Annotated in this window: 8 protein-coding genes; all 8 read right to left on the bottom strand. The window is 42.7% G+C overall.

Annotated elements, in window-relative coordinates; genetic code table 11:
- Positions 1-8: 8 nt before the first annotated feature.
- The 8 genes from G603_RS0113600 to G603_RS21645 all read right to left on the bottom strand — a co-directional run bounded on the left by G603_RS0113600 (position 9) and on the right by G603_RS21645 (position 14,021).
- Entirely contained in the window at positions 9-1,982 is a 1,974-nt protein-coding gene (locus tag G603_RS0113600) for a glycoside hydrolase family 31 protein (RefSeq protein ID WP_026670567.1), read from the bottom strand.
- 92 nt (positions 1,983-2,074) lie between these two features.
- The gene (locus tag G603_RS0113595; RefSeq protein ID WP_026525191.1) at positions 2,075-2,596 is read right to left on the bottom strand and encodes a cysteine hydrolase family protein; all 522 of its coding nucleotides are present in this window, start codon (positions 2,594-2,596) and stop codon (positions 2,075-2,077) included.
- A 198-nt stretch (positions 2,597-2,794) separates the two neighbouring features.
- Entirely contained in the window at positions 2,795-4,645 is a 1,851-nt protein-coding gene (locus G603_RS0113590) for an alpha-amylase family glycosyl hydrolase (RefSeq protein ID WP_196808077.1), read from the bottom strand.
- A 13-nt stretch (positions 4,646-4,658) separates the two neighbouring features.
- Positions 4,659-5,921, bottom strand: coding sequence for a sugar ABC transporter permease (locus tag G603_RS0113585; protein WP_081669940.1), 1,263 nt, complete (start codon positions 5,919-5,921; stop codon positions 4,659-4,661).
- On the bottom strand, positions 5,921-7,282 hold the full coding sequence (locus G603_RS0113580) for a carbohydrate ABC transporter permease (protein WP_051207886.1): 1,362 nt from the start codon (positions 7,280-7,282) through the stop codon (positions 5,921-5,923). The genes G603_RS0113585 and G603_RS0113580 overlap by 1 nt, the downstream gene beginning before the upstream one ends.
- Positions 7,283-7,375: 93 nt before the next feature.
- Positions 7,376-8,701, bottom strand: a complete 1,326-nt coding sequence (locus tag G603_RS0113575) for an extracellular solute-binding protein (protein WP_026670564.1) — start codon at positions 8,699-8,701, stop codon at positions 7,376-7,378.
- A 275-nt stretch (positions 8,702-8,976) separates the two neighbouring features.
- On the bottom strand, positions 8,977-9,993 hold the full coding sequence (locus G603_RS20435; RefSeq protein ID WP_051198001.1) for a LacI family DNA-binding transcriptional regulator: 1,017 nt from the start codon (positions 9,991-9,993) through the stop codon (positions 8,977-8,979).
- A 185-nt stretch (positions 9,994-10,178) separates the two neighbouring features.
- On the bottom strand, positions 10,179-14,021 hold the full coding sequence (locus G603_RS21645) for a starch-binding protein (protein ID WP_051207883.1): 3,843 nt from the start codon (positions 14,019-14,021) through the stop codon (positions 10,179-10,181).
- Positions 14,022-14,087: the final 66 nt, after the last annotated feature.

Below are 14,087 nucleotides of genomic sequence, written 5' to 3'. Positions count from 1 at the left end.
TGAAAAAATTACAGTCTGCTGATACCGTCATCCTTGTACATATCATAGCTCTCAGGATCCGCATCAAAAGTAATGTAGTTAAGTCCCTCCCAGCTAAGATCATCCACACATTTCGCGGGTTTTGTCAGTGGAAGTGCCTTTCCGGGTCTTACAAAAACAAGGACCTCGTTAAGCTCTGCCTTTACATAATGATCGCCTGCTTCAAGGATTTCCTCATCAAAATCGTTATAGCTTCTGAATCTGATAAGCTTCATCTTTTCAGGCAAATATACATATCTGCCGGTCTTATTCTGCTCATAGACAGGTGCAACCATGATGGAATCGCCCACCAGAAGCTGATCCTCTATCTCGCGACATCTCTCATCATCCCTATACTCAAAGGAAAGAGGTGCCATGTACATTCCATTATTCAAAACAGCCTTCATGAATTCTGAATAAATATAAGGAACAAGCGAATATCTGAGTTCTACGATATTCTTGAAGTCCTCAGGCTTTCCGAACTGATAAAGCTCCTGCTCTCTGCCGCCCAGGGCACAATGGTTTCTGAAAAGAGGTGTGAAAATACCAAACTCAGTCCAGCGCATAACAAGGTCCTCTGTGGTATTGCCGCCAAAGCCGCCCACATCAGCTTCTGAATACAAAAAGCCTGTCATGCTAAGCGATGGCATCTGCTTGATATTAAGCAGCAGATGACTCCACCATGAGGTGTTATCTCCTGTCCAAACGCCGCCATATCTGTGCATTCCGGTATAGGACGATCTTGAAAACATAAGAATTCTCTTATCCGGATTGTTACGCTCAAAGGCTTCGCCTGCGGATCTTGTCATGTAGAAACCGTAAAGGTTATGAACCTTGTCATGGCGTACTTTCACGCCATCAAAATCATGATAAAATCTCCTGTAATCCTCAGGATTGTTATCAATGGAGCCTATGAGATTTTTAAATGCGAAAAATCCCCAAATATCAAGCTCCTTATTTTCATAGTCCTTTATTTCTGCAAAAACTTCCTTGAGGTGATCCTCTGTATAGAAAATAGCAGGCTCGTTCATATCATTCCAAAAGCCCTCTATTCCTGCATCTGTAAGTAGCTTGTACTTATCTCCGAACCATTTTCTTGCAGCGCTGTTAAGGAAATCCGGGAAGTGAACTTTTCCGGGCCAAACAGCTGCCACCAGGTTTGTACCATCCTCTTTTTTACAAAAATATCCTTCCTTAACGCCTTCTTCATAGACGTCATAGCCTTCCTCGATCTTAACACCGGCATCGATAATGGGAACAAGGCGGATGCCCTCATCCTTCATCTCCTTAACGAATGCCTCAAAATCAGGGAAACGCTCAGGATTAATGGTAAAGTCCTTGAAATCCTGCATGTAATCGATATCCATGTAGATCATATCAAGGGGAATTCCAAGCTCTTTATATCTTATTGCCACCTCACGAACATCATCGGCAGTCTTGTAGCCCCAGCGGCTCTGACCAAATCCAAAGGCCCAAAGCGGAGGAATATAGCTACGTCCAATGAGTTCTCTGAAGGATGATACGATCTCATAAGGTGTCTTTCCATCTATAACGTAGAAATATGTATCATTATCTTCAAAACGGATGGTGAACTTATCTGCGTCAGTATATGCAATGTCAAACTTGACGATTCCGGGATTATCCACGAAAATACCAAAACACCTGTTACCGTCATCCAGCATCAGGAAGTTCTGAGATGCGTAGAGGCCGTGCTTGGTCTCCTCATGGTGCGGTTCATCTGCATTATTGCTTATATAGAGCCATCCGCGCTTGTTTATACCGCGGATAGTCTCGCCAAGACCGTATACCACATCCTTTTTGTTAAGAGTTGTAGTGATTTCTTTAGAACCCTCATCATAGGTAAAACCTGTGGGAATTCCCTCTGTTTTCGGAATGTCCACAACAACAGCACCTGTATTTAAGGGCTTACCGAATTCGTATTTTTTGATATTTTCAAGTGACATAGTACTCTCCTTTCGAGTTAAAAATGATTAGTTAGTTAATATGAGTTTGTCCGGATCGATTTGAAAAACCTTCGTCACTTCTCAAAAATGAATTATGCTCCGATTATGTTGATCTGGCATGCTTTCATGGCATCCAGCGCAGTCTGATGGCTCTGTGGTGTTACTCCGGCGCAGCAGGATGCATCAACAGTAATTTTCACTTCAGGCAGAAATGCCTTTATGAGAAGTGCGTTTGAGATTACACAAATATCTGTGCAAAGGCCGATGACCTCGATTTCCTCAATGTCATTCTCCTTAGCCATTTTTTCAAGACAAAGTCCAAGTTCCTTGGATCCGAAGGTGGGCTTATCAATGATCAGCGCATCCTCACTTACAGGAAGTGCTGAAGAAATCTGCCATCCCTCGCTATCCTTAATGCAATGCTCAACAGGCAGGTTATGTCCCTCCTGTGTGCTCATGTAATCTGTGTGATGAGTGTCTCTTGTAAAAATAACCTTGCCGTCGAAGTTCTTTATTTTCGCAGCAACATTATCCACGATCCCCACTGCTTCCTTTGTGCCAAGCGCCTGATCTATAAAATCATTCTGCATGTCAACAACCACCAAAACTTTCATTTTCATTCCTCCAAAATGTCAAAAAATAATCCGCCATTTAGCGGCAAAAAATCTTTGATTTTTCAACAATTATTATAACAAAAGCCCCGCATCTCTCACAAGAAAAATGCAGGGCTTTTGTTGTGTAATATGTGAATAAAGTTTTTGGAAGGGGCTTGTTTATGATGTAATAATATCAGAGCTTTTATCACACAAGTGTCACACAGGTAACAGTCTCAGAATATATGAGCTAAAGGGTGGTATCTCAAGTACTAAATCCTCAGAATTTTCCCTGATACTGACTATCTCGCCAAACTCATCTGTTACGTCTAAAGTTCCTGCTGCGCCAATCTGCCACAGTGGAAGACTTATGGTCTTAGTTTCATCCTCCATGGATATTATGCAGACAAACATGTTGTCCCCATGAAACCTGGAAACGGCAAGTATTTTTCCATCGCTAAAAAGGACCTTCCTTCCACCCTGGGCAAAAGCTTTTTCATTCCTTCGCAGCTGGATCATCCTGCGATATATCCTGAAGAAATCTGCTCTTTTGCCTGTGATCTCATCCCAGTTCATGGGATAGCGAAATCCGGCATCATGTTCAGTATAACCGTCAATTCCCTGCTCATCCCCGTAGTAGATACATGGGATACCTGTCCAAAGGAGCTGTGAAAGAACAGCTATCTTCCATTTGGAAAAGTCTATTTTTTTATAATTATGGACTCGCGGAATATCATGACTGTCAAAAAGATTCATCTGACAATCCGCAATGGCCTGGGGAATACTGCTGTAATGGTCCGCAGTTCTTTTTACCACATCCATGGCAGTCATTTTGTAGTCCACCTGTGCAAGGTCCCTGTTCCTTGATACGAAAAGCTCGGGAAGGCCGATGAATTGCCTGATGATCCTTCCATAACCATAGTAATTCATAGGCGTTGTCCAAAGGTCGCCCTGGAGGTATTCGTTACAATCAGCCCAGTGCTCACCTATAATAATGGCATCTTCCTTTTCTTCTCTGATGGCATCGCAGACTTCCCTCCAAACCTCTGAAGAAAGCTGAACCTCATCATTTCTTGCAAGGACATCCGCCACATCAAAGCGCCAACCGTCAATATTGTAAGGCGGCTTCAGCCATTTCCTGAGCACGGAATTCTCACCTCTGTAGATCAGATCCCGCAGCTCCTCATTCCTGTAATCAAGAACAGGAAGAGACGCAAAGCCTGCCCATCCCTTCAGGGAGCCATCAGGATTCTTAAAATAAAATTCCGGCTTCTCCTCTGTCCAGGGATGCTTTATACCTGTGTGGTTTATGGATATATCAAGCACCAGCTTCATGTCGTTTTCATGAAGTGCCTCTGAAAGCTTTGCCAGTGCCTCATCTCCGCCGAAATGAGGATCCACATGGAAAAAATCTATGCAGTCGTATTTATGCGTGGAATATGCCGTAAACACGGGGTTTAAGTAAATCGCGGTAACTCCCAGTTCCTTCAGGTATGGTATCCTTTGGATCACCCCCTGAAGATCTCCTCCAAAGAAATCAACAGCTCTTCCCTGATCCGGCAAAAGAGGCTTATCATCCCAGTTATCCATGTGAATACTTGGTATGCCGTTGTACTCATACTCTGCATTTCTCACATCATTCGACCTATCACCGTTACAGAATCTCTCAGGAAAAATCTGGTAAAACACCGCTCCATTTACCCAATCAGGTCTGTGGTTATCTGCAAGGATCACAAAATCATGCCTGTAATCAGGAACGTAGGTTGTTACTCCCGCCTGATTGTAGTAATAGATGATATCCTCTGTCATGAACACGAAAATATATTTTACGGAGGGCTCATTTATCTTAATCTGCGCCTTATAGTAGGTAAGATTCCCCTTAGTTTCGCCCTTTTCCATATCAATATATTCTTCCGCGCCATTGGTCATTTTTCGCAGGAAGACCTTTTTCACGGGAGAAGTCTTATATAATCTTACGGAAACAGTGATGCTGTCACCCAGCTTTGGATCAGCATCTGACACAAAGCCGGGTGTTCCGTCGCTGTAAATACTGTCTAGCCAATTTTTCATAAAATCACCCATATCATCCCTTTACTGAGCCTGAAAGACCCTCAACATAGAATCTCTGAAGCCATACAAAGAGGATTACGATAGGCACCGCAACAACCACTGCACCTGCGGCGAACTGTGTGTAATATGTATCGATTCTTCTAAAGTCAGTTAGCCAGTAAAGACCTACTGCTGCAGTATATGAACTCTGCTTGTCTCCAAAGAGCATGCTGGGAAAAATATAATCCGACCAGGCTCCAAGGAAGCTTCCAAGCACCGTATAAACGATTATGGACTTTGATAACGGAAGTGTAATATGTGTAAATATCTGAAGTCTTGATGCGCCGTCGATAATTGCCGCCTCATCTACTGCCTTCGGGATTGTGTCAAAAAATCCTTTACTTACGTGATAACCCATGGCTGCTCCGGCCGCACCTACGATAACAAGGGCTGCAAGAGACTGATTAAGTCCAAGACCTTTAAGGATGTTATACACTGCGATAAGTGACATAAATCCGGGGAACATGCCGATTATCATAAGAACATTCATAAAACCTTTTCTGCCCTTAAATCTGGTTCTACTTAAGGTGAATGAAGTCATAAGGATGATCAGTGTATTGATAATACAGCTGCAAACCGCAACTATCAGTGTGTTGAGCCACCATCTTCCAAAAGGAAGTACGCTCTGGTTACTGAACAGATCTATGAAGTTCTGGAAGGTAAGCTTATGAGGGAAGAAATAACCCACATAGTAGCCCTGCTCTGCTCTGAGAGCTGTCAAAAGTATCCATAAAATAGGGAACATCCATATAACGCCCAGAATTGTGAGAATGATATATCCTCTGTTTGTCTGAGTAACTTTCATAATGTACACAAGTGCGAAATATGTTGCGATAAGTCCAAGGAAGAAACCGATTCCCAGATACTTATTCATGAAGCCGCTCTGGAGTCCTGCCTTCTCAAGGATTGTCTTTGATGCAAAAAGCAAAAATGTCCAGAACGCTGTGTTAACTACTTGTATTGCCTGCCAGATTTTCATGCCCTTAACTGATGTTTTTACAAAGTTAAAAGCAGCACAGATAAACGACAATGTCGTAAGGGCAACAGCCACATAGACGAAAAATGTTATCTTTGAAGTCTCCTGTGCTTTCAACAGGTCAAGCGCTGTAGAAACCATGGAGCTGCGGCTTCCATCTCTTGAAATATAAGGTAAAAAGAGACAGATAAAGGACAGGATAGCGCCTGCTGCAGCCCGCACATAATATATGAGATTTAATCCTATTACTGTTTTTTTCATTACTGGAATCCCTCCTCATTTTTCATAGCATTTGACCTTGAAAACGAGATAAGTGTAAACACTGCAGATATTACAAAGATTATGATTCCGATTGTGGATGCAAGGTTGTAATCGTTGCTGTCCTTGGTAAGCTTATACAGCCATGTAACAAGCAGATCTGTTTTTCCCGCACCTTTGTAATATGTAAGTGTGTGAGGTTCTCCTCCTGTCAGGAAGAAGATGGTGTTAAAGTTGTTAAAGTTACTTATTAGATTTGAAATAAGATACGGTGTTGTCACAAACCACATATAGGGGAATGTGATTTTTCTAAACATTGTGAACGGACCGGCTCCGTCTATTCTTGCGCTCTCATAAAGTTCTCCCGGGATATTCATCAGGATTCCGCTTACCATAAGCATTGTTACCGGAACGCCGATCCAGAAGTTAACTACAATTACCGAAACTCTTGCCCATGTCGCATTTGACAAAAAAGGAAGAGCGCTGCTTGTGAACCCCCACTGCTGAAGAAGAACATTGAAGATTCCTCTCTCACCCAGCATTGTTGCAACAACTCGAAGAGATATGAAAGAAGGGATAGCCATAGTAAACACAAATATGGTTCTCCAGAACTTCTTGAATTTAATGCCCTTTGAATTGATGATCATCGCAAGTATCATTCCGCCAAAATAGCAGGTAAATGTTGCGAAAAATCCCCATACGAGAGTCCATCCCAAAACAGGCCAGAAGGTTGATGCAAGTCTGTCACCTGTTGCAAGAAGTGTCTTGAAGTTCTCTATTCCAACCCAGTCAAAAAGATTTCCCGGGGGCTGATGCTCTGAATCATAGTTGGTAAAAGCCATCAGGATCATGTAGATCAGAGGAGTTACAGTAAATATTGAAAGTCCCGCTACAGGAATTGACAGAAGCAGGAAGCGAATATTCTCATTTGTAAGACTTTTTACATCCTGTATAAAATTGTTTACGTGATGTCCGGTTTCCTTATTTTTTCTGGCATTCTCACCTGAACGAATTGAGAAGTTCCAAAGAGCGATAAATGCTGCAGTAATTACTATCGCCATTACGCCGTAAAGCAGGATCAGCATTGAATTATCACCCTGTTGCATCTCATAAATGCCAAGTGACTCATTGTATGCCATACCCTGAAGATTTTCTCCGAGAGTAGAAAGATCATGCAGAAGGGTTCCACCTTTAACTGCCATGAAAACAATGTATAAGATTTCTAAAAGTAAAAATATTGACCCTTTGATAACCTGGCCATAACGAATATTGGTTAGACCGCAAAATATAAATGATAACTTTGAAAAAATATCACCCTTGGTAAAAATTGTGATCAGATTTCTATCTTTGTATTCTGTATTCATAATGAACTCCATTTTGATAACGATTAGCAGGCTCATAATATAATGGGGCTGCTAAGAAACGCAGCCCCAAAACTAATCAAAATCGCCTTAAGATTACTCTGTAAGTGTACCTGTGATACTGTCTACAAGAGCATCGAGGTTCTCCTGAAGGTTGGACTTGTTGATATCACCTGAATAGATGCCTTCGCCAAGTGCCTTAGCAGGATCCCAGTAATCACCCATCTTCGGAATGCTGGGCTGGTTTGTTGCAAGTGCTGCCTGATCGTTAAGAGCAGATGCTACAAAATCATTCTTGATCTCTTCACTTTCGGAAAGGGACTTAAGAACCGGTACATCGCCCTGTGTGTTGTACCTTGTAAGGCAGCTGTCAGGATTTGCCATGTAAACTGCAAGCTGCTGAGCTGCTAAAGGATGAGCTGTATTTGACTTAACTGTAATTGTCTTAAAGTCAACAAAGTTTGAAAGCTGTACATCCTTGCCACCGATATTTTCTGTAGGAAGAGCAACTGCTCCAAGGCTGTCACCAAGAGCATCCTTAAACTCAGGTGCGCTCCATGCTCCGGATGTTACTGCTCCGAGATTACCTTCCTTAAATGCAGAACCGCCTACACCGTCAGCATCCTCAAGGTACTTACTGCTTGTTGCAAGATCAACAATGTACTCAGCTGCTGCAAGACCGTTTGCGTCGTTGAATGTACAATCTGAAGGATCCTTACCGTCAGCACCGAAAAGTGTGCATCCGTTACCAAGGAAGAAACTCTCGATATACCATGAGTTAGTGATCTGAGTACTGAAGTTCCACTTTCCATCACCAAGATCCTTTGCCATGATTGTGTCAAGGCTCTTTACTTCATCTTCTGTAAGAAGATCCTTGTTGTAATACATGAAGTATGTATTAGGTGAAAAAGGAACTGCGTATGTAAGGCCATCAATTGTTACAGCGTTGATAGCACTTTCGGGAAGGTCACCTGTTAATGTATCAAAATCCTTGGTTATGGGAAGAAGAAGGCCCTTACCTGCAAGATCTGCTACACCGCCTGAAGGTGTGTAGAAAATATCAGCTGCTGTATCAGCGTCAGTCTCAAGTGCCTGAGGTGCTTCGTCAATTCCTACAACAGCAATTTCGTATGTAATGTCGAACTCATCATGTGCTGCATCGAAATCCTTAACCATCTGATCTGTGATGTCTACTTCCTCTTCAGGAACCCAGATCTTAAGGTTAACTGCCTCGGTCTCGCCTGTAGCAGCTTCCTCTGTAGCCTCTGCTGTATCTGATGCTGTTGTGCTGTCAGCCGCTGTACTCTCTGCTTCTGTACCCTGTGCTGCAGTTTCTGAAGCGTTGCTGCTTCCACATCCTGCAAGAACGCCTGCTGTAACAGCAGTGGTCATCATAAGCGCTCCTAACTTTTTCAATTTCATTTCAATTCCTCCTAGATTTGTTGCTTGTAAAATTTGTTTCTCTAACGTGTTTGGTTAATCGCTTTACTAGGACTATACGCCATGTTAGTTAAGCGGTCAACCTCTTTTTAACTTTTCTATACTTTGAATAATTCTAAGCTTTGATTCTTATTGATTTTTCACAATTGATTATTTTGTTGTTTTATGTTATTCGCTTAACCAAAGGTGCACTAAAAAACGCAGGACAAAATCCGTTAAAACCGGGTTTAAATCCTGCGTAATCAGTTAAATTTAAGTTAATCTGCCAGGTTACGTACTGAATGTCTCTCCATTACTCTGATGGGCTGACGTATATCTGCCACCAGATCTCTTTCTCCTGCGATCATGCGGAACAGATAATCTCCCGCTTTCTCAGCTTTCCAGCTAAAATCCTGCGCCACAGAGGTTAACTTAGGTGTCATAAAATCACAATCAGGAAGATTGTCAAATCCCACAACCGACATATCGAAGGGTACTCTTATTCCGCACTGGGTAAGTCCCTCTATAACGCCAAATGCCACGATATCAGACATGGTCGCAACAGCTGTGTAGCCGTTACCCGAAAATACCAGGTCCTGTCCGATTTCTACAGCTCCGCCGTAAATAGAATCGCAGATGTATATATCCCTTGAAGGCTTAAAATCAATCCCGCTCTCCTTGCAGGCATCAATAAATCCCTGCTGTCTCTCCTTGATAACGCCCTCTCCTGTTATAACAGGGGCCACAAGTGCAAGATTTTTATGGCCTTTACCTATGAGGTATTTTGCGGACAGATATCCGCCTCTATAGTCCTCTATACCCACGTTAACTATGTTTTCACCGGGTGCATAGGTATCGATAAATACCATGGGAATATCGATTCTCTCTTTGATCTCACGGACCTCTTCCTTATAAACCCCCAGGAAAAATGCGCCATCCACGTTCCAGGAAGACAAAAGAGGAATGATCTCCCTTGGTGCCCCCACGCAGCGAAGCATTATGTAATAGTCGTGCTGCCTTACATATCTCTCAAGGGCTGCGATAATGTGTGCATTATATGGGTTAGAAAAAAAGTCTTCGTCCTTACTGAGATAAGGAACCACAACGCCTATAAGATGACTCTCCTTTTTAGCAAGGGAACGGGCCATGACACTGGGCTTGTAGTTGGACTCTTCTATGATCTTCTCTACCTTACGCCTGGTATCCTCTGAAACCTTGTGATAATTCCCATTTATAACGTTTGAAACAGTTGCTGTACTTACTCCGGCAATCTGTGCAATAGTCTTAAGATTCATTTTTACTCCGATCACTATAAAAACATCATTGTTGGTTTAGCGATTAACTTATTTTAACTATATATAAACCTCACAAACTATGTCAAGCTACAATTAAAAACTTCCCACAATTCCCTAATATCTCAGCAATATCCATGCATGCCTGATACCGGAATGTGGGAAGCTTAATAAATTTTACTGGTTAATTATTTTACTTTAATCTTACAGGTTGCCTTATACTTGCCATCCTTAGTTGTTACTGTAATCTCTGCTGTTCCTTTTCCGACAGCTGTAACCTTTCCGTTTGCATCGACCCTTGCAACCTTCTTGTTACTGCTCTTCCATGTAACATCAGTAATTGTGGCATTCTTAGGCTTAATTGTAGCCTTAAGAGTATAACTTGCCTTAACCTTTAAGGTTTTACTCTTCTTGTTAAGCTTAACTGATTTAACCTTAACGGGATCTGTTACCTTAACCTTGATGGATGCAGTAAATCCGCCATCCTTTGTTGTAACTGTGATTGTTGCAGTACCCTTCTTCTTGGCCTTAACCAGTCCTGAAGCTGATACTGACGCAATTTTACTGTTGCTGCTCTTATATGTCACGTCTTTGTTTGTGGCATTTGCAGGAGCAACGTTTACAGAAAGCTGCTGCTTTCCGCCCTTTCCAAGCTTGATTGTTTTTTTATCAAAGCTTACACCTGTAACAGCTACGATTTCCTGAACCTTTTCAGGCTCTGAAACTGCGGGCTGAGTCTCCTGAGGTGCTGTTACATCATTGCTATTCTCAGTGCCGGCATTGTCCTGCTCGGAATTACCTGTATCTGAATCGCCTGTCTCAGTATTTCCATCCTCTGAGCCACCTGTTTCGGCATTTCCACCCTCAGAATCACCGGTTTCTTCATCTCCTGTGCCGTTTTCATCTGATCCGGGCTCTCTGTCTCCAAGAGCCTCTTTCGCAGAAGGATAACCATCTGTGTCTTCGGTGTTAAAGTATACGTTTGTGGCATTTCTTATCATCTTGTCATTAAGCTGAGTTCCGTTACCGTTGTTGATGATAAGATGTACATCACCGTCTTCCAGGGCTTCCTCACGAACCTCAACACTGTAGAAGCCATCTTCTCCCTTGGTCATTTTAGTTCCGGGCCATCCGCCAAGAAGATCGTTGTATACCTGGTCTGTGCCGCCCCAGATGTATGCATATACTTCATCCCATTCGTTATCATCATAGTAGTAAACCGGCTTGTACTCTACTACGCCTGAAATCTTCTTAAGGGCAGCTTCTTTTGATGCAAAATTCTGATTATCTGCAATATATCTCTTAGTGATATCTGTTACTTTCAGGTTGGAGGTCTGCTTGCCATTATTGTTATTATTAAAAATAATGTTGAAGTCAGAGCCTGCACCTGCGGGAATAACTACCTTCCACCAGCCGTCTCCCTCATCAGTAGCAGGGATTCCGGGCCATTCGCCTGTATCGTAGGCTTCCCACATATGAACATGGATATCTTCCCAGTTGTCCATATTGTAGAAATATACTGTGGTCATATTTGCAGAGATTCCAAGAGCCTCCTCTGCAGCCTCTTTTGAAGCGTATTTTGTAACTTTCTTTGCACCTGATGACTGAACCTCATCCATAGCAATATAGATGTTTTCATCATCGATTTTTATATCCTGTGTCTGTGAAGTGCCGTTATTAAAAATAATATTGATAGGCTCTTCATTGTCCTCGCTTACCTTAAGATCAGCTCTGATCCAGTAGCCGCCAATGTCTGTTGTGCTCTTTCCGGGCCATGCGCCTGCAAGCATTATTCCATCGTCAAACCATGCATAAGCCTTTACATCCTCCCAAAGAGAAGTGTTGAAGAAATATACTGACTCTGTCTTTATGCCAAGAGCCGCTTCTGTAGCCTCTGCAGAATCAAATACATCGCTCTTGGAAGGTGCGATATAGCTTTCTTTGCCGCCGCTGATGCTGTAAGTGTATGTACCAAACTCTGCGCCATCGCCGAAGCTGATTTCAAAATCCTCAGCAGGAACATAGAATCTTACCCAGCCGTCATTTTCATCAAGGCCTGTAATAAGCTCGTCCTGTCCGGATATTCTTGCCTTTACTGTGCTTAAATTCTCTGTGTTGTAGAAATGAACTGTTGTGTACTCGTTTTCTGCCTTTTCATTTAATACAACAACAGATTCTGCAGCGATAACACCGCTCAGAGAGCCGTTCTTTACTACAAAAATATCATTTTCGCCTTCTACGGCATTCATATATGTTCCGTCAGCAAGAGTGGTATCACCCTTTACTGCTACGGACTTGGATGATGAGTTTACAAGTACTGCGCCGTCAGCAACCTCTGCGCCTTCATCCATTCTCTCAATAAGGATAAGATGATTGTCATTGCCGGGATTGGAGAGAGCTTCGTCCTTACCTGCCATATCTCTTCTGAAATTGTTTATAGCTTTAACTTCAGGAGATTTATAGAGATCATTTCCTGCAGCGCCTAAAATGTTGTCACCAAAAGGATTGTTCTTGGAGCTGTTATTAGGTCTTGAGAAGAAAAGAGGTGTTCCGTCTTTTCTTGCTGTGATAACTGCCCATCCAAGTACTGTATCGCTGTCGTTTATAGAGGTGTAAGAAGTATCATTGATGTAGTTGTCATGTGACTCTACCCATGTTACAAGCTTATCCTCATCTGCCTTGTAATCGCCTTCGTCTGCGATTCCATAATCTGAAACCCTTGATACAGCGAAATTGTCATTGGCAAGAGCAGATCTGATGGTGCTTCCGTAGTTGCTGGCTGTTGTTCCGCCGATATACTGCTGATATGCAGGAAGCCTTGATGCAGAGCCCTGAAGTACCTCACCGTAAACAAACAGATTGTCATATTCCTTTCTGCCTGTTTCATTTGCATACTCGTTAAGCGCCTCTACCATGTTGGGATAGAAATCGTTTCTGTCCGGCTCATCTGCATAAGCTGCTGATACTTCGTCATCCGGTAATGCTATATGCTTAGCTGTATCAATACGGAATCCATCTGCGCCACAGTTGATGCAATCCTGAAGATATGCATAGAAATACTCCTGGAAATCATCATTTTCTGTATCAACGTCCGGAAGTCCGCCCATATCATCATAGGTAACAGACAGACGATTGCTGTAGTTCATGCTGCTGTTCTTACCCTTGTGATAAAGGTTATCAAGGCCGCCCACAGCATCGATCATATCCTGTGAGATCTGGCTTGTTGTAGGTGTTGTATGGTTCGGAAGAATATCTACTATAACACCGATTCCATACTCATCAGCTGCGTCGCAAAGAGCCTTAAAGCCCTCTCTGTCACCGAGCTGATAGTTACCTATAGTCCAGTCTGTAGGCTGATAATGATAGTACCACTGTCCATCACCGGTTAATGTGAGTGCAGGGTGGGTATCAATTACCTTATTGATAGGTGATGTCTGAATCGCTGTAAAGCCTGCATCAGCTATCTCATCCATGTGCTCGATTATAGTGTCAAAATTCCAGCAAAATACATGAAGGATGGCACCATCATGGATGGATTCTCTGCTTACGCTTGCTGAATCGTTTTCATTACCGTTGCTATAAGCTCTTTCCTTCTGCTTTGCAAGAACTTCAGCTTTTCTTGTGTCAGCGTCTGTATCCTGCTCAACAACTGTTTCTTCCTCTTCTTCGAATACTGAGGTGATTGTCTCCTCTGTGTCTATTTCCAGTTCTTCCTCAGGATCCTCTGTTTCCTCAGCAAGCACTTTTTCCGGTTCTGTGCTTACCTCTTCAGAATCTGTACTATTCTGATTTTTTGTCTCCTCTTCGATTTTCTCTGTTTCAGACTCTTCTGCCTGAGCTTCCTCCACCTGAGTTTCCTCTGCCTGAGTCTCCTCCGCTAAGTCTGATTCCTCTGTAACTGTCTCGATATCTGCTACAGTTTCATCCTCTGCAGCAAAAGCTGTGCCTGTGGTGATCGGTGCTCCCACTAATAAAGAAGCACTCAGTCCCAGGGCTAAAAATCGCTTACCCCATTTACCATTTTTACGCATAAAACCTCCCTATGAAGCGTATTAAAGTGACGTTAAGCGATTAACCATTTAAACGATACTAATTAT

Origin of the sequence: Butyrivibrio sp. AE3006, assembly GCF_000424165.1 — a bacterium.
Classification (GTDB): Bacteria; Bacillota; Clostridia; order Lachnospirales; family Lachnospiraceae; genus Butyrivibrio.
Note: the sequence above shows the minus strand (reverse complement) of the source record. Positions and strands in the feature narration are given on the sequence as shown.

What these genes read in the sequence shown, in the direction of transcription:
- G603_RS0113595 (WP_026525191.1), bottom strand. Translation starts at nt 2,596, where the DNA reads ATGAAAGTTTTGGTGGTTGTTGACATGCAGAATGATTTTATAGATCAG.
- G603_RS0113580 (WP_051207886.1), bottom strand. Translation starts at nt 7,282, where the DNA reads ATGAATACAGAATACAAAGATAGAAATCTGATCACAATTTTTACCAAG.
- G603_RS21645 (WP_051207883.1), bottom strand. Translation starts at nt 14,021, where the DNA reads ATGCGTAAAAATGGTAAATGGGGTAAGCGATTTTTAGCCCTGGGACTG.
- G603_RS0113585 (WP_081669940.1), bottom strand. Translation starts at nt 5,921, where the DNA reads ATGAAAAAAACAGTAATAGGATTAAATCTCATATATTATGTGCGGGCT.
- G603_RS20435 (WP_051198001.1), bottom strand. Translation starts at nt 9,993, where the DNA reads ATGAATCTTAAGACTATTGCACAGATTGCCGGAGTAAGTACAGCAACT.
- G603_RS0113575 (WP_026670564.1), bottom strand. Translation starts at nt 8,701, where the DNA reads ATGAAATTGAAAAAGTTAGGAGCGCTTATGATGACCACTGCTGTTACA.
- G603_RS0113590 (WP_196808077.1), bottom strand. Translation starts at nt 4,645, where the DNA reads ATGAAAAATTGGCTAGACAGTATTTACAGCGACGGAACACCCGGCTTT.
- G603_RS0113600 (WP_026670567.1), bottom strand. Translation starts at nt 1,982, where the DNA reads ATGTCACTTGAAAATATCAAAAAATACGAATTCGGTAAGCCCTTAAAT.